This is a genomic window from Hungatella sp. SB206 (genome assembly GCF_051132295.1).
Classification (GTDB): Bacteria; Bacillota; Clostridia; order Lachnospirales; family Lachnospiraceae; genus Hungatella; species Hungatella effluvii.
This window is the reverse complement of sequence record NZ_CP096603.1, coordinates 3,407,501-3,429,334: the sequence shown is the minus strand read 5'-3', so window position 1 is coordinate 3,429,334 and position 21,834 is coordinate 3,407,501. Positions and strand designations below refer to the sequence as shown.

Genomic DNA, 21,834 nt, shown 5'->3' with positions numbered 1-21,834 from the left:
CATGCTCCCGGCCTCCTTCTGCCGCGGTGTTTTCGCACACGCTAACTCCGCTTTTCCTCCAGTATTTTCTCTGCTTCTTCCCATATTGCGCCAAGCCGGGTTTCCGCTTCTCTCTCGTCCTTTCCTCTGGTCCCTATGTAAATCTTAATTTTAGGTTCTGTTCCCGACGGTCTGATACAGAGCCAGCTGTCGCCTTCGAGTTCAAAATACAGCACATCTGATATTGGAAGACCAGTATCACCGTTAAGATAATCACGAACCTTGACGGTCTTGAGACCTCCAAGCGATTTTGGGGGATTATTCCTCATATTTTCCATTAAGCGATTCATGAATGCCGCGCCATCCGTACCCGTTTTCACAATGGTATGGATACTTTCTTTATAATACCCGTATCGTTTATAGAGCTTCTGCATCTGGTCCCAAAGGGTCAGCCCCTTCGTCCGGTAATAGACTGCAGCCTCACACAGCGCCATAACAGCCCCTACTGCGTCCTTATCTCTGGAATAAGTGCCGACGAGGCAGCCATAGCTCTCCTCAAAGCCAAAGAGATATTCATAAGTACCCTGTTTTTCAAAAAGGCGGATCTGTTCCCCAATATATTTAAAGCCGGTTAATGTTTCAATGAGCTTTACCCCGTATTCCCGGCAGACAGCACCTGCCATCTTCCCCGATACAATTGTCGTAACCACCGCACCGCATTCTGGCAGCGTATTTCTCTCTTTTCTGTGTTCCAATAGGTAATTGCAGAGAATCATTCCAGACATATTGCCGGTAAATGCCATATAATTTCCAGTCCCTTTATCTCTGGCATATACGCCAAGGCGGTCTGCATCCGGATCAGTCGCCAATACAACATCTGCATCTGTCTCCTTAGCCAGCTCAAGCGCCATGGCAAACGCCCTTTTATCTTCAGGATTCGGCGATTCTACGGTTGGGAAATCACCATCCGGCTGCATCTGTTCCTCTACCACATATACCGATTCAAATCCCAGTTCCTTTAAAATTCTTCTGACCAGAACATTTCCTGTACCGTGAAGGGGCGTATATACAATCTTCAGTTCCCGTGCCCTTTCTCTTAAAAGCTCCGGCTCCTGTACAAGCTTTTTAAGCTCCGATAAGTAGCGGCAGTCGATTTCCTCACCAATAAAATGTAAGAGTCCGCCGCACACGGCATCTCTCTGCCCCATATATTTCACAGAAGCAAAGTCGCTTACCGCCTTAACTTCACGCATAATATCCGCATCTCTTGGACAGGTAATCTGAGCGCCATCCTCCCAGTATACCTTATAGCCGTTATATTCCGGCGGATTATGGCTGGCAGTCACAACAATTCCTGCCATACACTGGAGTTCTCTGACGGCAAAAGATAATTCCGGCGTGGGACGGAGGCTGTCAAATAAATATACCTCTATGCCATTTGCGCAGAGACAGAGCGCCGCTTCCATGGCAAATTCCGCCGAGTTATGGCGGGAATCATAGGCAATGACCGCCTTTCTATCCGTACGCTCCTGACTGTTTATGTAGTTTGCAAGCCCCTGCGTCGCCTTCCTCACCGCATAGCGGTTCATTCGGTTCAGCCCCGCCCCCATGATTCCCCTCAGTCCGCCGGTTCCAAATTCCAGTTCCCTGCAGAAACGGTCCTTGATCTCTTCCTCGCTGGTAAGGGCTTTCAGTTCTTGTCTTGTATTGTCATCAAAATACGAATCTTCGCACCATCTGTGATACTCATCCCTGTAATTGGTCATTTCTTATCTCCTGTTTCCTTATATCAGTCTGTCCGGCATATAATTGTACCGTGGTACGGCATCAATGAATACATACTGCGCACATACAGCCCTTCCATACTTCCCTGCAGCACCTGCACACGTTTCTCCCCTGCAACCATATCAAAATAGTTGTCGGAAAGCAGCAAATCACCAGCCTCGTTTCCGATTTCAACCCCTTTGGCGAAGGCTGCTGCATAGATCAGCAGTGTCTCCCCCTCCCTGCGCAGTTCCAGCTTCGGGTCTGCGAACTCAAAATGTTTTGGAGGAACAAATAAGCTGACGCCATGCGAAACCATTTCTCCATGAAGCCAGAGTTCATAGGACAGATAATGGTTCCTGATATCTATATCCGGAAATTCAATCCATGGATAGCTGCAGACTGAAAGTGCTTCCACCTCCACACTGTACTGTCCCTGCCGGCAGATGTCAGACGCCGCATCCTGAATGCTCCATTTGATAAATCCGCTTACCGGCTCCCTTGTCTCATTGGTCACACAGAATCGGGCCGCTTTTCTGATGCAGCGGTTCTCCTCATTTACATTCATGGAGGAACTCAGAGCGCCTTCTTCCTCACAGGAAAGCAGGACCGGAGCAAAAAAGCGCCTGGCGAAATATTGAAGCGCCTTCCATCTGCCGTAGTAATCAATGGAGGACCAGGATGCCACCGGCCAGCAGTCATTTAACTGCCAGTAGACACAGCCCATGCACCGCCCCCGGTTCCTCCGGAAATGTTCCACACCATACCGGACAGCCTCTGCCTGCAGCAGCTGCGAAACGTAAATAAGAAGCTCCAGTGATTCCGGATACGGATACATCTGGCTCATATACTGAAGTATCTTTCCATTAGCCCCGGCATTTCTCTGATGTTTTTCCATCACATAGGAGAAAATATTTCTGTCCTCCGGCTCAGTAAACTGTTCAATGGTCTTTACCGCAGGAAATGACTGGAACCCAAACTCAGAGAGATAGCGGAAATAGTATTTCCTGTAATCCGTAAACGGAACGCCTCCATGCCACACTTCCCAGTAATGGGCGTCTCCGCGGTTCTCATCGTTGGGATGATCGAAATCCCCGCCCGATGACGGACTGGACGGCCAGTAAAAGGTATCCGGATCAAGCTGCCTCAGTAATTCCGGTATGATTCTTTCATTCATAATCAAATATTCGGTCTTCTGCAGCGGCTTTCTCACCCATTGATTTTCCGCAAGGAACATTTCCATCTCATTGTTGCCGCACCATAAGCCCAGGCAGGCGTGATGGCGGATGCGCCGTACGTTATCCCGGATTTCCGCCGCTGTATTTGCTTCAAACTCCGGCGTCAGAGGATAAACCGCACAGGCAAACATGAAATCCTGCCATACGATCAGACCCATTTCGTCACACAGGTCATAGAAAAAGTCATCGGGATAGGATCCGCCTCCCCAGACGCGGATCACATTAAAATTACAGTTTCTGCAGTGTTCCAGAAGCGTTTTTGTCCGTTCCCGGCTGACGCGGCCGCGGATGCAGTCCTCCGGTATGTAATCCGCTCCCATGGCAAAAATTTCCACACCGTTCACTTCATGGGCAAACTTATTCCCATACTCATCCGCCTCCGTATTGACCGTCATCGTTCGGAGGCCAATCTTTCGGCTCCAGCTATCCTGAAGCTCACCATCTGCAGCCACCATGACTTCTACCTGGTATAGAGGCTGTTTTCCATAACCATTCGGCCACCACAGCTCCGGGTTTTTTATTGTCACAGCTTTTGAAAACTGATACTTTTCGCCTTCCATCTGGTACGAGATACTCATCCCCTGCGGATCCGTGATTCTGAGCAGGCAGGAGCAGGCCGCATCATCGGCCGCCTCCACAGTGGTAGTAAGGGACAGGATCACGATTCCTCCGCTGTGCCTCTGTCTGATATGCACATCGCAGATGGAGGCCTGATTCACGCCAATCAGGGATACCTCCCGGAACAGACCGGCGTCCGGAAGCCTCGGTCCCCAATCCCATCCAAAGGAGCAGTGGCTCTTTCTTAGAAGCGGAAAGCCCTGCATAGCCTCGGGCGCACCGTCATAAGGAGTCTTTTCATAGGCTTCTCTGATAAAGGACAGCGGCGAATACAAATGTACCTTGATTTTATTGGTCTCTCCTATCAGTGATTTTACCGGATACTCCCATATACGGTGCATATTATCCGCATGTCCAAGATGAACCCCGTTGAAGAAAATATCCGCCAGAGTATCAATTCCTTCGAATCTCAGCCGGATATCCCTGCAGCCCATCACAGCTTCATCAGGCGACAGGGAAATCTCATATTCGTAGTCCCCATCCATCATGGCCAGCGCGGCCTCCTCACAGTCTCTCCAGTAAGGGTCCTTCATCGCTCCATGCTCCAGCCAGGTTCCGTATACGGTTCCCGGTACTTTCGTTTCAAAACTCTGGCCAGTGGAACAGCTTTTGAGCTTCCAGCCATCTGTCAGTTTCTGTATCATCTTCATTTACCTTATCCTCATATTTCCAGAATCACACAGTTTCCGCCAGGAACCAGCATTTGGACCATTCCGGGCTTCACACAGTCTTTTCCGTTCTTTTCCCTTGATCTGCTATCCGGTACGCTGTCTGAAGCGTATAGGATTCGCCAGCTGCCTTCAACAGGGACCGTCACCCCGCAATCCGAAAAATTAATCATAATGCGAACCCGGTCCATTCCCAGCGCTCTCTCGATTTCTATCAAACCGTTCCTCAGTTTTCGCAGCTCCATAGTTCCTTCTGTCAGCACCGCAGTTCTCTCTCTCAGTTCAATGAAATTTTTGACGAAATTCCAGATCGAGGACGGATCCTCTCTCTGTTTTTCAGCCTCGTCCCAATCCATAGGATTGCGGGAGGCATCCCGTGATCGTTCATTCAGAATCCGAACCGCTTCCTCCCTGCTTTTTCCCTCTTTAAGAGCCGACTCGTAGGCCAGTATTCCCTGAACATCCTTTGCGTCGTCCACAGAATTCAGAATACGGCTTTTCATTCCGATTTCATCTCCAAAGTACAGAAACGGGATTCCCCTGCAGGAAAGCATCAGCGCCAGCAGGCATTTCGTTTTCCCTTCCGAAAATCCGAACCGGTCTGGAAAACGCCTCATATCGTGACTTCCAAAAAACAGAGTTGGATATTCTGAATCCCCGTACAGTTCCTGCATGCGCTTTAATTCTTCATAGATCTCGTCGAGCTGAAATATTTCCCTGCTTCCCAAATTAAAATTAAAAGTCGTGTCCAGGCTCCCGACGCTCGTATAGGAATGAATTCTGGTTAAATCGTCGCTGCTGATCTCTCCAACCAGAAATGCATCTGGCTTCTTCTCCCTGATCCTGCCTGCCATCCGTTTGATAACCGCCTGAACCCCCGGTTGATTGACATCATTTTCATGAAGCTGCTCCCCGTTTCCCGTGACCGGATTATCCACCATAGAGCCGGACACCGATAAGTTGTTAATCACATCAAAACGGAAACCGTCCACGCCTTTCAGAAGCCAGAAATCCAGAACCTGGTAAATGGCCTCCTCCACGGAAGGATTCTGCCAGTTTAAGTCTGCCTGCTCCTTTGCAAAGGAATGGTAATAGTACTGTCCCGAATCCCCATACGCCACATACTCCCATGCGCTTCCACCAAAAAAGGACTCCCAGTTATTCGGCTCCCCTCCGTTAACGGGATCCTTCCAGATATACCAGTCTCTCTCACTGCTGTCTTTGGAGGCGGCTGATTTTATAAACCACGGGTGCTGGGTCGATGTATGATTCAAAACCATATCAATGATGACCCTGATACCATGCTTATGGGCTGCCTTCACCATTTCCTCAAAATCATCCATTGTTCCGTAATCCGGATCCACACCGCAATAATCGGAAACATCGTATCCGTTATCTACCTTTGGAGAGGGATAAAAAGGAGTGAGCCAGATTCCGCCCACTCCCAGTTCTTTCAGATACGGCAGCTTCGAGGTGATCCCCCGGATACCGTTCTTCCCGTTCTGACCGGTGTCGCAGAAGGATCTTATATATATTTCATAAAAAACCGTATTTTCCACCACTGATTCATTTATAAGAACTCCCTCACAGAATCTCTTTCAATCAGCTGGACATCCAGCACCAGCTTTTCCACCTTTTCTTTCGGCCGTTCCATACATTTTAGAAGCCGTTCCATAGCCTTTTTTCCCATTAGGACCTTGTCCACCCGCATTGTCGTAATGCGGGGATTCACCATATTGCTCAGTTCAATATCATCGAAACCAACAACGCCGATATCTTCGGGAACCTTGAGGCCGCACTGCGACAGAGCCTTGCACATGAGGATTGCCATCTTATCGTTGGAACAGATCAGCACTTCCGGTGTTTCCTCCAGTGACTGGTAATACTCCGCAAGGCTTGACGCGTCCTGATGAATCACTGCGTCCTCCACACTCTTTAAAGCAGAATACCGTCTAATATAGGCGATCCCTTCTTCAAAGGATGGAAATTTAAGATACTGCTGCATGGCCTCCTGATATCCCCAGAAACGTTCCCGAATGCTGGGGGTATAGGAGAGATCACCAAAAAATCCGATTTTCCGGTAGCCCTTATCCAGCAGATACTTTGTCAGCTTATAGGCGCCCGCCACATTATTGGTCATCACACAGTCAGTAGGTGTCTCCACAGATTCGTGATCCAGAAGCAGAACCGGTATGGAGTAGCTCTTTAAACGCTTCAGATACTCCTCATCAATCTTACCAACGACTATCAGCCCCGACACCTTCTGCTGTTCCACACAGGCCGGTATCTCCTGATTCTTCTCGAAGGAATTGATAAACAGATCATACCCGGCCTTCTTTGCCGCTTCCTCTAATCCCAGCAGAATCCGTCCATAGAACTGCATATCCTTAAAGAAACGGTCCTCCAGAAGGATACAGATGTTCTTATTGGAGTAAGCCGCTGTATACTTGGTACTCTGGTCCAGATATCCCATCTCTTCCGCAGCGTTTAAAACAAGTCTTCTCGTCTCTTCGCTGACCCCCGCCCGGTCATTCAGCGCCAGGGATACCGCATTGACAGAAAGGTTCAGCCTTTCCGCTATTTCCTTCATGGTAACCCGCTTCTTCATTCTGCATTCCACCTTTCTGACTTTATATGGCCTTCATCCCGGCCAGTAATTGGGAAACCGAGAAATCTGCTCTGCATATCTTATCGTCCGCGGCGCCGTAATAGAGAGACACACAGTCTCCGTCCACCAGACAGCCACAGGTAAATACCACATTTCCGAAGAAGCCTTCTGTCTCATATGAAGCTTCCGGTTCCAGAATCGGTGCTTCCGTCTTTGCGATCACCCTGGAGGGATCACTTAAATCCAGGAGAAATGCCCCCAGGCAGTACCGGTCATTCCTGTCGGCGGCATGGTAAATCTTCACCCAGCCCTGTTCCGTTTTAAATGGGACGGCTCCGCCTCCGATTCTCCCGTTATCCCAGCTGTCCGCATCGGATATGCCGCAGAAATGCTTCTGATGTCCCCAGTGTATCAGATCTGGTGACTGGGCCAGCCACATCTCAGGGTTGCCGATTCCGCCTGGTACGGGACGGTTAAACGCCATATACATACCATTAATTTTTTCCGGAAATATGGTAACATCCTTATTTTCCGGTGCAAATATGATTCCATGCCGCTCAAATGTCTCAAAATCCCTTGTACTGATTAACGAGGTAGCCGCTCCATTTTCCGTCACAGAAGTATAATTAATGTAATACTCGTCCCCAATCTGAGTAATTCTCGGATCCTCCATTCCCCAGCTCTCCTCTTCCGCACAAGGAAAAACAGACGGGGTATCTTCCACAGTAAAATGAATTCCATCCTTTGATCTGGCCACTCTTAAATGGGACAGAGATGTCAAATACACCGTTCTCTTCCCCTGCCTCATCATCTTATTAATCGTTCTGGAATCGGTAAAATCGAGCTCCGGATGTTCCGCTTTTCTCAGACTGAGCACTGTAATCTCATCTTTTCCACTGATCTTTTTCACAACAGGGATCCGTACTTCTCCCTCTTCTGCTCCCTTGACGGACTCGGCCACCCGGCACAGCAGGATCACCTCATCTTTATATTTTGCGACTCCGCAGTTAAATACCCCTTCGACTTTAAAATCTTCTCGGCTGGGTTTTACATTTTCCGGGATAAGAAGCGGATTTTCTCCGCATCTTTTTACTTCCAGCATGTTGTTCCTCCTCATTTTCCATTATTTAAGCATAAAGCTGATTCCCTCTTTGAAGTATTTGGAAAAGCATAAAAACAGGATAATAATCGGCAGAGTCAGAATAACAGACGCCGCATACATCGGTCCCGGAAATGCCCCCATCGGTTTGAACTGAGTGGAAATCAACACATTAAGCGTCTGCATCTGAATGTTTGGCGCGATCAGCATATCCCACATCAGCTCCGACCATCGCTGCATAAAAATAGACAGAAACACAATTGTGGTAACCGATTTTGTTATGGGAAACGCAATGTAAAATATAATGCGCAGTTCTCCGGCGCCGTCTATCTTTGCAGCCTCAAAGACCTCATTAGGCAAGGTTTTAAAATAGTTGATATACATGAAAATAGCCCAAATGGAAATGCACATGGGTATGATCATTCCGCCGTACGTATTCGCCATAGGCTTTGCAATCATATATCTGGGCACCAGCAGGATTATGGTTGGGAAAAACATCTGAAACAGCAGGGAGTCCATAATGAAACGTTCTCCCTTAAATTTCAGTTTACATACGGAATAACCGTTGCACAGTCCTATGATGACCGATATCACTGCGGTAGGAAATGCTACAAGGAATGAGTTGATCAGGGCTCTGACCCACATCATGGAATTCGTCGCTCCGCCCTTTCCTATCAAATATTCATAGCTTCTTAACGTAAAACCGTGAGGCACCATCACCTTATCGACCTGATCCCAGGAGGTAAAGGACTGAAGCACCATATAATAATAGGGAAACAGGGATATCGCAAGCAGAGTCAGGGTGACTGCTGTAATAATATATGTTTTAACACTTAATTTCTTTTTTCTTCCCATATTCTTTTCTCCTCGTTATCGTTGCCTACCATCCGAATCTTCTGTTCAGCCGGTCCGTTACGGCGTTGATGATCCTTAAAGTAATAAAGATCTGAACCGCACTGGCAATCGCCATGGCCGCCCCATATCCGGACTGGAATCTGGTAAAGGACGTGTTGTAGATTTCCAGCTGCCATGTAGTCGTCGTCATGTTAGGGCCGCCGCCTGTCAGCAGATACGGCTCTGTAAAGACGCCGAATGCCAGGCCTGTGGCCAGTACAATTACGGTGGTCAACGTAGGCATAATCATCGGAAGCGTAATGTGCAGGAGCTTATGCAGTCCGGTCGAGCCGTCCAGCATCGCCGCTTCCGTCACATCGTCACCAATGCTTTCAATGCCTGAGAGAATAAATAATGCATAATACCCCGACATCTTCCAGACAACAATACCCACCATAACGGCAAATGCGTATCTCTGGTCTGTCAGCCAGTTTATATTCAGATTGAACTGTTCTCTCAAAAACGTATTGAACGCAGAATTATAATTAAAAAAGTACTTTACTACTACACTCGTCGCAACTCCGGAGGTCAGATAAGGGATAAAGAATAAAACCGCCACCAGACCCTTGATTTTATCCGGCAGATTAGATACCAGAAGCGCGATGATCAGCCCTCCTGCAAAACACAGCACTACAATGGGCAGAAGGTAGCGGTAAGAGTTAATAAAAGCCGCTTTTACCCTGCTGTCGGAAAAAAGGCCGGCAAAATTCCTGATCCCTACAAACGTCTTCTGTTCCGACATCAGGTTCCAGTCCATGGTAGAAAGCCAGAACGCCCAGATCAGCGGAATCAGAAAGAAAATAAGGGAATAAATCAGGTATGGCCCGTTAAGCAGCCAGCCCATGAGGCCAGCCCTTTTATTTCCCGTAATACTCTTTCTTTTCATAAGTCCCCTCCTTTTTGGGAGGGACAGGAAAACGATTCCTGTCCCCGATCAACAGCCTATTCCAGACCACCCGCCTGCTTCATGGCCTCCATAGCCGCCTCTACATATGGAGTGGCATCCGGTGCATTTCCAGGCTCTGCATTCATAACTTCATTCATATACGGCGCTGTTCCGCTCTCGGTCAGTGCTGTCTGTATATCAGTTACCTTTTCTGTCGCAATACTCGGAATCGCATACGGCACAGCTTCCGCCAGTGCAGCTAACTCCGGATACTCTTTCATAACGTCGGCAAACATTTCATTGTCATTTAAATCACCTCTGACCGGAAGCATCGTCGTGGCATTCAGCCAGTCGAGATCGGTCTGTGCAGAATTTTCCTTGTTATAAACCCACTTTACGAATTCCACTGCGCCGGCATGTTCCTCATCTGTAATACTCTTATTTTTATAGAAGACAAGACCTTTGGAATCAGCAAAGTTATAAGGAATATCACCTTCATTCTTCACAATTGCCTGTCCGTAAATATAATCTTCTCCGTAGACCTTATTGTTTTCACGATAGAGCGAAATCTCCCATGGTGCGTTGATTGTCACGAGTACGGAAGGATTTGCCTCTGTCCAGATGCTGGATATTTCGCCGGATTGGATTGAATTGCCAAAGAGGCCAATCAGTTCAAACGCTTCGACTGCGCCTTCCTTATCGAGTACCAGTTTATTGCCCTCTACCCACGGTTTTCCCCCTGTCAGAGCTTCGTAAGGCATCTGAAAATCATACCATCTGTCCCACCACTGATCCGGACGGGTTAAGGACGGACGGTAGAAGGAATGGGTAACCCCCATCTCTTTCATGGTGGTATCACGTTGTGCGGCAAATTCGGTAATAACGGCTGTAAATTCAGCCACGGTCTTCGGTGCAGAATCAAACCCCAGAGCCTTTAAGGCTTTCATATTCCACTGCCATATCATCGGATTGACATAGACCGGAAGCACATACTGTTTCTCCTCAATCGCCCAGTTTGTGATCGTATCTTCCATCTTTCTGGCCTCAATCATATCTGTAAACCATGTCTCGCCAGACAGGTCATAGACTGCTCCGGAAGCCGCCAGAGTTGCTGCGAATCCCCGGTTGATATTTTCCGATACAGCCGGTACGGTCCCTGTTGCAATTGCATTCTGAATTCCGGCTTCTGAAGATGGGGATTCCGGCATCTGCTGGACCTTTACCTCTATCTTTTTTCCATCAACAGTGATGCCTGCTTCGTTAAACGCCTGTGCCTTGGATTCCCAGAAGTTATACTGAACCTGCTGAGGCGCCGTCCAGAAATCAACGGAAACCACCTCTCCAGAGGCTCCTCCATGATTGGCTGCCGGCTCATTACCTCCTGATTTTCCGCATCCTGTCATCACGGATGCTGTCATAGCTGCCGCTGCTGCAATCGCCACTACTCTCTTCATTCTTTTCATAAGTCTCTTCTCCTTCTATCTGTTTTCATATTCATCAAATGGATCGTCGATCAGCACCTTTTGTCCTTCTGCATCGCTGACTCCGCAGTACAATTCCGCTTTTCCTCCCCCGAGCCTCACAAGCCCGCCGGAAAATATAACATCTTCCAGATCCGGTCTTTTACTTGGTCCCGGCTGGAAATTTCTTCGCTCCGCGATCATTTTCATAGGACCGTACTCCCCTGTCTCAGGATTGAAGCAGAACGCCGTGGAATAATAATGCCGGTTTCCTTCCGTGTCAAATCCTGCGATATGGGAGAGCACTCCGATTTTCCCGCCAGATAAGCGGTGGAGTTCATTTGCTCCGCCCCATTCCTCTGGTATAAACTGATGTTCCATAAGCGTCGCCTGCTGCAGGCTTTCTGCATCTAACTCGTCCAGACTTTCAAAGAAACGGTAACCGATCTTTCCGCGTCCACCCCGTTCCCCCTGTGGCCTGGTAAGTACCAGAATCCTTCCCTCCTCCAGCTCACAGAGGCGGATATCTTTCATCCGGTCTGGCCCCACAGCAAATCTGCTCAAATCAAGGATTCCATCACCCCGGTAAAATACAGTTCTGTAGTTTAAGTATCCCGGCCGTTCCTCATCATCGAATACTTCCACGCCCCCAAGGACCAGTTTCCCTCCGATCCTCGTCACAAATGGATCCTGAAGGTTTAAGGCTTCCCGTTCTGTTTCCACCCACTCGCCTTCGCTCTCTTCGAAAAAGCCAATCCTGGAATACTCACTGTCTCTCGCCTCGACCCGTCCTGCAATCCAGGTCTTTCCATCCGCCAAAAATGGTGCCGTAATATTATAGACGTCTTTTCCGGTCTGCTTGAGAGAGAACTTTATTTTACTTGAATTTACTTGAATTTCTTCTTTACGAAATTCAAGCAGCAGTTCTTTGCACGTGCGAAGGGTATTATCTTTTTGTTGTAACATATGTCTGTTTTTCTCCTTTCTTATTATATTTTTCTAATATTTTTGTCTTATATGTCTTGTCTATGGCATTATATTATTCCTGCTTTTACTTGAATTCAATTATAATTTACTTGAATTTTGCAATTATATTTTAAAGTGCCAAATCGTGATGCTGTCCCCTATCCATTAAGCAACAAAAAGAAGGCGGTTTTCACAAAATGTAAAAACCGCCTTCATACCTTCAAATCATTTTATGGCTGCAGCTATCTCGAGTAATAACAAACCATTAACTCAATCGGTTCGCCCCCGCCGCCTCCCCATTTTCCCTCAGACTCTTCTGCCATTTTCCTGTATCAGCCGCAATATTCTGTCCCTTCAATTTTCTGTATTGTTTGGGGCTTAAGCGGTACTTCTTCTGAAAGGTATACCCAAAATGCTGCCGGCTGTTGAACCCGGCCTCAAAGGCAATGTCCACAATATTCATGCTGCTGTTTTTCAGCAAAAACTGAGCCCGCTCCAACCGCTGGTTATTGATATACTCCATGATTCCGCATCCGTAGGCTTTGCTGAACAGAGTCTGCAGATATGAATGATTGAGGCTGACGTATTTCGCCACATCCTCCACCCGGATATCTTCCCGAAAGTGCTCCCCGATATATTTCCGGGCTTTTTTCAGATGAACCATGCCCGTTACCCCTTCATTATCCTGAGTGCACCTTGACCACTCCATCAGCATTCGTTGAAAGATCAGATCCAGTAAATAACTGTTTCGATCCCGTCTCTCCAGCTCGGAAATCAAGTCCTTCAATACGTATTCCATCTTTCCGTAGTCGGTGAGCAGCAGATACGGCTCCGGGGATACCATCAACTCCGCAAAGCCGGCGTCCTTTTCGGCCAGGCTGTTCAAATCCGTTCCGCCCATCTTATCCAGACAGGAAAACTCATAATTTAACAGTACACTGCGCTCTCCCTGATTGATTTCCAGCCTGTGCGGAATCCCCGGACGGATGCAGATGAACTGCCGTTCCTCCATTTCCACCAGAACGCCTTCCACCTCAACCCGGCACGTACCGGTTACCAGATACATGATCTCCCACTGGTCATGTCTGTGTGCTTCCATCTGAAAATAATCCAGCGCCACCGCATAATATGCGGCCGGATATGCATAACGCGGATATGCATAACTCGCCATTGTATTATCTGCCATAGCCTTCCCTCTTTTTCCGTAACATTCCTTCCTTTTATTGTAGCATATCGTTATCTATTCAGCCAACAATTTATTGCATTTGAGAAAAAGGCGTTTCAATTTCATGCGCATCCTCTTCGAAGAATCTGTATACTACAATCAAAGCTTAACTGAGAAAGGGGATACAAACATATGAAATTTAAAATTGCTTTTATCGGTGCCGGAAGTCTGATTTTTACAAGGACACTGTTCACAGATATCATGTCAGTTCCGGAGTTTCGGGACATCGATATCGCGTTTACAGACATCAGTGAGGACAACTTAAAAAAGGTCACCGACTTATGCCAGAGGGATCTGGAGGCAAATGGAATTGCAACAAAGATTCAGTCTACCCTGGACCGCAGAGAGGCCTTTCAGGATGCCAGATATATCATTAACTGTGTCCGCATTGGTGGACTGGAAGGGTTTGAAACTGATATTGAAATACCGCTGAAATACGGTGTTGACCAGTGTGTCGGCGACACGCTCTGCATCGGCGGAATCATGTATGGGCAGCGCGTCATTGCCGCCATGCTGGACTTCTGCAAAGACATCCGGGAAGTAGCTGCCCCCGGCGCCGTCATGCTCAATTATTCCAATCCAAACGCCATGGCTACATGGGCCTGCAACAAGTACGGCAAGGTAAAAACCATCGGCCTGTGCCACGGTGAGATTCACGGTGAGCAGCAGATCGCCGAAGTACTTGGCATTCCCAGAGATGAGCTCGATTTCGTTTGTGCGGGAATCAACCACCAGACCTGGTACATATCCATCAGCCATCATGGGGAATCCATGCTGCAAAAGCTACTTCCCGCCTTCGAGGCTCACGAAACCTACCGGGAGGAGGAAAAAGTCCGCATCGATATCTTAAAACGGTTCGGGTATTATTCCACAGAATCAAACGGCCACTTATCCGAATATGTGGCATGGTACAGAAAACGGCCCGATGAAATAAAGGACTGGATCGATTTAAGCCGTTGGATCCACGGAGAGACCGGCGGATATTTACGGGTAACCCGGGAAGAACGCCGCTGGTTTGAAACCGATTATCCAAAAATTCTGGCTGAGCCGCCGAAAAAATACGACGGCTCCGACCGTGGCCTGGAACACGGCTCCTACATCATCGAATCCCTGGAAACCGGACGCATGTACCGCGGCCATTTCAATATGATGAACGAAGGCTGCATATCCAACCTGCCCTATGAATGTGTGGTCGAGGTTCCCTGCTACGTAGACGGAAACGGTATCAGTGTACCGAAAATCGGTGATCTTCCCCTCGGCCCTGCTGCCGTGTGCTCCCAGTCCATCTGGGTACAGCGCCTGTCGGTGGAAGCCGCGGCTGCCGGAGACGTCACCCTCCTAAAACAGGCCGCCTTAATGGACCCGCTCACCGGCGCCGTCTGCAATCCGCCGGAAATCTGGCAGATGGTTGACGAAATGCTGGCAGCTCAGGAGCAGTGGCTCCCACAGTACAAAGACGAAATAGCGCTTGCAAAAAAACGTCTCTCCTCGGGAGACCGGATTCCTACCAGAGACGGATACCGTGGTGCGGTGCGTCTCCGCGAAAAGTCTCCGGAAGAGGTTGCCAGCGCAAGGGCACAAAGGGATTTGACTGCGAAATAGATGACAATCGTCGATTTAACAGCATTCCGCTGTATACTGTTCATAAGCGTCTGTTCCCGCTTTCAGGCGCTTTAGCCCCTCCTCCACTCTCGACGCGGGGCAGGCAATATTCATACGGAGGAACTGGTTTCCATGGCCGCCGTATACGGCGCCGGCCGACAGGTAAAGGCCCGTTTCCCTGCGGAGATAACGGCATAGCTCCGCCGCGCCCCCAAGCACTCTTGTGCAGTCCAGCCAGAGCAAATACGTTGCATGGGACTGCACAAGAGAAACATTGGGCAGTTCCCGTTCCAGAAAGCTTCTGACGATCCGGCGGTTTTCTGCCAGATAGCTTCTCAAATCGTCCAGCCATTCCTCTCCCTGTGTAAATGCGGCAATCGCTGCGTCAATGGCAAATGCGTTCGGTTCCGCCACCTCATCGTTGTTTAATGCCCGCTCCATCTTATGCCTTAAGTATTCGTTGGGCACCGCAACCGCCGCAGTCTGCAGACCGGCCAGATTAAACGCCTTTGTCGGTGCAATGCAGGTAATACTGTTCTGTGCGCATTCCTCTGATACCGATGCAAATGGAATATAGTCGTATCCCGGCTCGGTTAAGTCACAGTGAATTTCATCGGAAATCACCGTAACGTGATTGGCGGCGCACAGTTCCCCGATTCTTCCCAGCTCTTCTCTGCTCCAGATGGATCCGGTAGGATTTTGGGGATTGCAGAGAATCATCAGTGCAGTCTGAGGATCCTTAAGCTTGTTCTCCAGGTCCTTCCAGTCTATCCTGTAACCCTTACCATCGTATAAAAGCCGGTTTTCTATGACCCTGCGGCCATTGTTGCAGATGGAATTATAGAAAATGTTATAGACCGGAGGCTGTACCAGCACAGCTTCCCCCGCTGTCGTCAGTTTACGGACCGCGCTGGAAACAGCGGGGACCACACCGGTGCAGAATACAAGCCAATCCCGAGCCATTTCAAAGTTATGACGCCGCTGCCACCATCCGGCGACCGCCTCCCTCCATGCCTCCGGCACCATGGTATAACCGAAGATTCCGTGCTCCGCCCGTTTTTTCAGCGATTCCGTAATCTCCGGTGCGGTTTCAAAATCCATATCCGCCACCCACATGGGCAGTTCCCGCTCCGTGATATCCCATTTTAAAGAGTTACTTCCACGCCGGTCTGTCAATTTATCAAAATCATGGGACATCTTACACCGCCTCTCTCAGTTCCTGCATCTGAACAGCAGTTTTTGTCACATCCACTCTGGACGCCTCCATAACCAGCTCTTTGATTCCCTGCGCCTTTATTCTGCCGCCGCTGGGATTTAAGACACTGTCAATCGTATTGTTTATCTCCGCGTCCACGGTGGAGTATTCAAAGGCCAGCGTCGTATTTAACAGACGACAGTTTTTCATGACCAGATTGTCAATGTAGCACATGCCCTGACTGCTCTCAACCGTGCAGTTAATCAGGGTAAGATTCTTTGCGTTCCAGCCTAAATACTCACCGGAGATAAAGGAATCATAAACGGTTACATTTTCACTGTTCCAGAACGCATCCTTTGAGAGCAGCCTGGCGTTATGGATCTCCGTCTGTTTCACACCGTCAAAAGAGTAATTTCCTGTCAGTTCAAAGCCGTCTATCACCATATTCCTGCTGTTCATGGCGAAGTAATCGCCTCTTGCCGTCACCTGATTCATGGTAACCCGGTCACAATTCCACAGTGTCTCTCCTGCGTTCGGCATGGTTACATGGGTGAGCCGGATATCCGAAGCACGGCGAAATGTCTTTGGTGCATCGATGGTACAGTTTTTCATGGAAATATTCTCGGTATACCAGATCCCGGCTCTTCCCATCTCAAACAGTACACAATCCTCCATCTTAATGTCACGGCTGTACCACAACGGATATTTCCACTTAAACATGCTTCCATACAGTTCAATATTTCTGCTCTCCTTCAAAGGGGATTCCCCATCGGCAAAGGTCGTATCGCAGATTTTCAAGTCCTTCCCCTGAAATAACGCCCTTTCACCCGTTAAAAATTCCTGTTTTATTACTTTCATCCTGTTTTCCTTTCTTTCTGTCACCTGGTTCTGTCACCACGTTATCTCCGGATTAGCGACTGCTGTCTACACATTCCTTCCAAACTCATAAGCAGAGTTTAGGGCCTCCGGTACATTTTCAATTTCTCCTTTTTTATCGGCTCCTGTCCCCCGGATCACACCGGCTAAGTGTGCCTGCTCAAAGCAGCTGATCCAGCCTTCCAGTCCCTTTACCGCCCCATCCATGGAAGATGCCTCCTCATCTGCCGAAGCGGCCAGCAGATATATATCATGAAATGCATACTCTCCTGGAAACAGGGGATTGGTCCGGTCCAGAAGAGTTTTCATCTGACCTGACATTTCATAAAAGTAGATGGGGGTTGCAAATACCAGTACGTCAGCCTGGCGCATCTGTTCCACAATCACTGCCGCATCGTCCCGAATGACGCATGCTCCCGTATGCTGACAGGCCAGACAGCCCTTACAGAATTCTATTTTCTTATCATAGAGATGTATCTTCTCCGCCTCATGGCCTGCTTCGGCCGCTCCTCTTATAAATGCATCCGCCATCATCTCAGAATTTCCGCCCATTCGCGGGCTGGTTGACAATACCACAATCTTTTTACCCATTTTCTTCTCCATCTGACAGACCAGATAATCCAGACACTCAATCTTCTTTTCATTCTTATGTATCTCTTCCAGAAGGTTACTTCTATGCTTTTCCAGCATTTTGAGTTGTCTTTTTCTCTCGCCTGTCTTTATCAATTTTATAAACTCCTTTACCAGAGTTTCATCACACCCGGCATCTTTCAGGTTCCGTTCGACCGTAATAACGTTATCCAGATAACCTTTCATACCATCACCGTTCTTGTCTGCCCGGAAGATCCAGCTCATGAATCCACTCAGCCACATCATCCGCGGACACCGCGCTGCCAAACCGGATTCCATCGTACCAGACTGCGCTGTCAGAGCAGGAACCTTTGAGATTTTCAGCACTTAAACCGATCCCGCTGCTGGCAGAGGTACAAAACGGCACTACAGTTTTCCCCGATAAATCATAGCTTTCCAAAAATGTATTGATAATTCTGGGAGCCTGGCCGTTCCAGATGGGATACCCCAGAAATATAACATCATATTCTGACAAGCTTAAGTCAGCGCTGCCTGTCGTATCCTGCCCCATGAGTCCACCGGTGGAAATAGCCGGACGGACAGAAGCATCCTTCTGTTCCAGGCTGGTGCGGCTGGTGTTGTCACGATAGTTTAAATCCGCTTCCGTATAGGGCTTTGCCGCCTTTATCTCATAAAGATCAGCTCCCAGAAGATCCGCAGCATATTCTGCCGCCTTTTTCGTTGTTCCTGTACAGGAAAAATACGCAATTAGAACGCTTTTTTCTGACGGTTCATCTACCTGTGTTACCGTAGTCTCCCCCTCAGTCTCGCCCGCCGCTGTATCTTTTTGGGGACTACATGCCGCCAGAATGCACATCAATACAAATATCAGACCGATAACAGCCCTATATTTTTTCATTCTTCCACCTTCTCATTTTCTCCCGTAATTTCAACACTCCCTGATAAAGCTTCTATAAACTCCTCACCGGATATCACCATTCCCAGTTCATATAAATTGCTGCTCTTCCCGAAATGATCATAAAACATCACCACATCTCCCCACGGTGCATAATAGGCCAGGGTACCTTTCCCTTCATCAGCTACAGGAGCGTCAGAAGCATCAAGCTTTTCAGACGGGTAAAATATTTTTTCGTTCGTGCTGTAATCTTCCACTTCAATGGTCAGGGGAAGCTGTGCATATAAATCCTTCGCCGCCTGGCTGTCATTCAGCCCATAAACGATTGTATTTCCATTTGATGTAACATAAATTCTCATCTGCACCTCTCCTTTATCCGCCGATCCCTCTTCCTGAACAATAGGCTGCGAATCAGCCGCTTCTGCCCTGCTGCATCCGCATGCGGCGAAAACCAGCATAAGCGTACACAAAAATACTGCTGTATCTCTCATCTTATGATTACGCCCCCTTTCTTAACTTGTTGGCAACGATATGTAGTGAATGGCTATCTGTATCATAGAACAGTTCTCATTAAATATCAAATAGTTATGCAGAATGTTTTTCCATAGCTAAAAGGAATGGTATTTTATCTTCTGCAGATAGTTGACTGAAATGGTATTTTCCTGCTATGATGAAACAGAAGAGGTGATTCCATGATTGAAATAAGACTGCTTTCCTATTTCCTTGCCATAGCAAGAGAACAGAGCATAACGAAAGCCGCCGATGCTTTGCACATTACCCAGCCGACGCTTTCCAAGCAGATGATGGAGCTGGAAGCACAGCTGGGAAAACAGCTGCTCATACGAGGGAAGAAAAAGATTACGCTTACAGAAGAAGGCGCCTATCTGCGAAGCAAGGCGCAGGAAATGATAAATTTGATGGAAAAGACAGAATCGGCATTTCACACGGATGAGGAGCTGACCAGCGGTGATATCTATATGGGATGCGGGGAAACTCCGGCTATGGAATTTATCACCGGAATATTCAAGGGAATCCAGAATGACTATCCGCACGTCCATTTTCACATATTCAGCGGAGATGCCGAAGCGGTAATGGAACGGCTGGACAAGGGGCTGTTGGATCTGGGACTTCTGCTGGGGCCCATGCAGCATGAAAAATACGATTATCTGAATCTGGCGAGAAGTGACAGCTACGGACTTCTGATGCCGAGAGACTGTCCGCTTGCGGAGAAGGAGACCGTATCCTTTGACGATTTACAGGGGCTTCCGCTTATTGCTTCCGCACAGGCCTACAGCGGCCGCCAGCGCCTTGAGCTGTTTGGAGAGATATTTGACACACTGAATATTGTGGCAACCTACAGCCTTATTTACAACGCTACCTTCATGGTCGAGCAGGGAATGGGCTACGCGCTCTGTCTTGCTAATCTGGTCAATACGGAAGGAAGCCGTAATCTCACCTTCCGTCCTCTGTCGCCGGCCTTAAAAGTGGATCTCTTTATTGTCACAAAAAAATACCAGACGTTTTCTCCGGCTGCGAAACTCTTTTTCAATCGGCTGAGAGATGAACTGGAAAAGAAATAAGACTGATCATGAAAATCACAATTCCCCGGAAAAGCATATTATATAGGATTATGACATCCAATATGCCCTATCCTAAAGTCCGTCCGTTATGACTATGTTCGTAATCTTTTCTTCCTCGTCCAGATTAAGGCTGATCCAGATTCCACCGCCATCCGCGATCACATGGTCTTTTCCCAGAATAAAACCATACTCTCCCTTCATAATCCGCTCATAGCGGTATACCCGATCAGCCTCGTTTTTATCTGAGCCGATATCTAGACTGCCCCTTAAATGAATTATCCCTGGTGCCTTTACACCGATCTTCACAATAGTTCCCTCCACAGAATCTCCCAGAATCCCAAAATCATAGGCACCGTAATTCAAAAGAATATAATCGAGCTGATCCTTTGGGTCGTCATTCCGAAAGAAATACCGTATTTCCTCCGGATTCCCCAGCTGAGCAATTACATCATCACCGCTGACAAAACGCCCATTGAGACCAAACTGCCCTATGTAGTAGTTAAATTCGCGATCTCGATAAAAGTTGTGGCTCCATACGGTATATAACAGACATAATGCCGCTCCCAGAGCCATTACCGTCGGAAAAATATATGGCAGTTTCTTGACTAACGGTTTCCATTTTGTCCTATGCATATGCGCTTTCTCCCCCTATAATTCACAAAATGAAACATACGAAAAAAGTGAAAATCCTTAACAACAGGATTTCCACTTTTCTTTTAGGCATATACCCTCAAAACCACATATTGTACATATCTTTTCATCCGTTCTTACTTCCTCTGCCATTTCTGACAGCCAAAACACTAAGTTCGTGAACAACCTCACTAAGTGTTTTGACATGCCTCGCACTAAACTCGAAACTACCTCGTTAAGTGCTCTGGCAACCTAAACCAACTTGGTTAAGCCCTCGACCTATTAGTGACAGTCAGCTCCACATGTTGCCATGCTTCCACCTCTGCCCTATCTACCTCGTCGTCTTCAAGGGGTCTTACTCTTGCGATGGGATATCTCATCTTGAGGGGGGCTTCACGCTTAGATGCCTTCAGCGTTTATCCCTTCCCGACTTGGCTACCCGGCCATGGGTTTGATACCCAACCGGTACACCAGAGGTCAGTCCATCCCGGTCCTCTCGTACTAAGGACAGCTCCTCTCAAATATCCTACGCCCACGCCGGATAGGGACCGAACTGTCTCACGACGTTCTGAACCCAGCTCGCGTACCGCTTTAATGGGCGAACAGCCCAACCCTTGGGACCTACTTCAGCCCCAGGATGCGATGAGCCGACATCGAGGTGCCAAACCACTCCGTCGATGTGAACTCTTGGGAGTGATAAGCCTGTTATCCCCAGGGTAGCTTTTATCCGTTGAGCGATGGCAATCCCACTTTATACCACCGGATCACTAAGTCCTACTTTCGTACCTGCTCGACCCGTCAGTCTCGCAGTCAAGCTCCCTTATGCCTTTGCACTCTTCGAATGGTTTCCGTCCATTCTGAGGGAACCTTTGAGCGCCTCCGATACTCTTTCGGAGGCGACCGCCCCAGTCAAACTCCCCACCTGACATTGTCCCCCGGCCAGGTCATGGCCGCAGGTTAGAAACCCAATATCGCAAGGGTGGTATCCCAACAATGGCTCCGGTAAGACTGGCGTCCTACCTTCTTAGCCTCCCACCTATCCTGTACATGCGACACCGAA

At 48.2% G+C, this 21,834-nt stretch carries 18 protein-coding genes and 1 rRNA gene (1 of these 19 running past the window's edge); 2 read left to right on the top strand and 17 right to left on the bottom strand.

From position 1 onward, the window contains the following. Positions 1 to 41 precede the first annotated feature (41 nt). The 10 genes from M1L66_RS15000 to M1L66_RS14955 form a co-directional block, all read right to left on the bottom strand. On the bottom strand, positions 42 to 1,745 hold the full coding sequence (locus M1L66_RS15000; protein ID WP_434693816.1) for a phospho-sugar mutase: 1,704 nt from the start codon (positions 1,743 to 1,745) through the stop codon (positions 42 to 44). A 23-nt stretch (positions 1,746 to 1,768) separates the two neighbouring features. Beyond that, entirely contained in the window at positions 1,769 to 4,249 is a 2,481-nt protein-coding gene (locus M1L66_RS14995; RefSeq protein ID WP_434693815.1) for a beta-mannosidase, read from the bottom strand. A gap of 11 nt (positions 4,250 to 4,260) precedes the next feature. Continuing rightward, positions 4,261 to 5,826, bottom strand: coding sequence for an alpha-amylase family glycosyl hydrolase (locus M1L66_RS14990; protein ID WP_434693813.1), 1,566 nt, complete (start codon positions 5,824 to 5,826; stop codon positions 4,261 to 4,263). Positions 5,827 to 5,837: 11 nt separating this feature from the next. Then, positions 5,838 to 6,875, bottom strand: coding sequence for a LacI family DNA-binding transcriptional regulator (locus M1L66_RS14985; protein WP_187024458.1), 1,038 nt, complete (start codon positions 6,873 to 6,875; stop codon positions 5,838 to 5,840). A 22-nt stretch (positions 6,876 to 6,897) separates the two neighbouring features. After that, on the bottom strand, positions 6,898 to 7,977 hold the full coding sequence (locus M1L66_RS14980; protein ID WP_187024459.1) for a glycoside hydrolase family 130 protein: 1,080 nt from the start codon (positions 7,975 to 7,977) through the stop codon (positions 6,898 to 6,900). Positions 7,978 to 7,998: 21 nt separating this feature from the next. Further along, positions 7,999 to 8,829: a carbohydrate ABC transporter permease gene (locus M1L66_RS14975; RefSeq protein WP_002604455.1), complete on the bottom strand. Its 831-nt coding sequence runs from the start codon at positions 8,827 to 8,829 to the stop codon at positions 7,999 to 8,001. Positions 8,830 to 8,854: 25 nt separating this feature from the next. After that, entirely contained in the window at positions 8,855 to 9,754 is a 900-nt protein-coding gene (locus tag M1L66_RS14970; RefSeq protein WP_187024460.1) for a carbohydrate ABC transporter permease, read from the bottom strand. A gap of 56 nt (positions 9,755 to 9,810) precedes the next feature. Further along, positions 9,811 to 11,217, bottom strand: a complete 1,407-nt coding sequence (locus M1L66_RS14965; RefSeq protein WP_434693808.1) for an ABC transporter substrate-binding protein — start codon at positions 11,215 to 11,217, stop codon at positions 9,811 to 9,813. Between the two features lie 15 nt (positions 11,218 to 11,232). Continuing rightward, positions 11,233 to 12,180 carry a DUF1861 family protein gene (locus tag M1L66_RS14960; RefSeq protein WP_187024462.1) on the bottom strand — a complete coding sequence of 316 codons (948 nt, stop codon included), beginning with the start codon at positions 12,178 to 12,180 and terminating at the stop codon, positions 11,233 to 11,235. Positions 12,181 to 12,445: 265 nt separating this feature from the next. Next, a complete protein-coding gene (locus M1L66_RS14955) occupies positions 12,446 to 13,366 on the bottom strand; it encodes an AraC family transcriptional regulator (protein WP_434693805.1) in 921 nt (306 codons plus the stop codon). Between the two features lie 171 nt (positions 13,367 to 13,537). Here M1L66_RS14955 and M1L66_RS14950 point away from each other — a divergent pair, with 171 nt between their 5' ends. After that, positions 13,538 to 15,007: an alpha-glucosidase/alpha-galactosidase gene (locus tag M1L66_RS14950; RefSeq protein WP_434693802.1), complete on the top strand. Its 1,470-nt coding sequence runs from the start codon at positions 13,538 to 13,540 to the stop codon at positions 15,005 to 15,007. 15 nt (positions 15,008 to 15,022) lie between these two features. Here the strand turns inward: M1L66_RS14950 and M1L66_RS14945 are convergent, their stop codons facing one another. From M1L66_RS14945 to M1L66_RS14925, 5 genes are all read right to left on the bottom strand, one after another. Next, entirely contained in the window at positions 15,023 to 16,204 is a 1,182-nt protein-coding gene (locus M1L66_RS14945; RefSeq protein ID WP_434693801.1) for a MalY/PatB family protein, read from the bottom strand. Between the two features lies 1 nt (position 16,205). Continuing rightward, on the bottom strand, positions 16,206 to 17,060 hold the full coding sequence (locus tag M1L66_RS14940; RefSeq protein ID WP_434693798.1) for a DUF3737 family protein: 855 nt from the start codon (positions 17,058 to 17,060) through the stop codon (positions 16,206 to 16,208). Between the two features lie 66 nt (positions 17,061 to 17,126). Further along, on the bottom strand, positions 17,127 to 17,954 hold the full coding sequence (locus M1L66_RS14935) for a flavodoxin family protein (protein WP_434693796.1): 828 nt from the start codon (positions 17,952 to 17,954) through the stop codon (positions 17,127 to 17,129). Further along, positions 17,899 to 18,567 carry a flavodoxin gene (locus M1L66_RS14930; RefSeq protein ID WP_187024467.1) on the bottom strand — a complete coding sequence of 223 codons (669 nt, stop codon included), beginning with the start codon at positions 18,565 to 18,567 and terminating at the stop codon, positions 17,899 to 17,901. Before M1L66_RS14930 ends, M1L66_RS14935 begins: the two co-directional genes overlap by 56 nt. Further along, the gene (locus M1L66_RS14925; protein WP_434693794.1) at positions 18,564 to 19,055 is read right to left on the bottom strand and encodes a cyclophilin-like fold protein; all 492 of its coding nucleotides are present in this window, start codon (positions 19,053 to 19,055) and stop codon (positions 18,564 to 18,566) included. Before M1L66_RS14925 ends, M1L66_RS14930 begins: the two co-directional genes overlap by 4 nt. Before the next feature lie 201 nt (positions 19,056 to 19,256). Between M1L66_RS14925 and M1L66_RS14920 the strand changes: the two genes are divergently transcribed. Continuing rightward, complete coding sequence (locus tag M1L66_RS14920) at positions 19,257 to 20,144, top strand: LysR family transcriptional regulator (RefSeq protein WP_187024468.1); 888 nt, start codon at positions 19,257 to 19,259, stop codon at positions 20,142 to 20,144. A 72-nt stretch (positions 20,145 to 20,216) separates the two neighbouring features. Here the strand turns inward: M1L66_RS14920 and M1L66_RS14915 are convergent, their stop codons facing one another. Both M1L66_RS14915 and M1L66_RS14910 read right to left on the bottom strand, forming a co-directional pair. Beyond that, a complete protein-coding gene (locus M1L66_RS14915) occupies positions 20,217 to 20,777 on the bottom strand; it encodes a hypothetical protein (protein WP_434693791.1) in 561 nt (186 codons plus the stop codon). Between the two features lie 259 nt (positions 20,778 to 21,036). Then, a 23S ribosomal RNA gene (locus M1L66_RS14910) occupies positions 21,037 to 21,834 on the bottom strand (it continues 2,093 nt past the right edge of the window).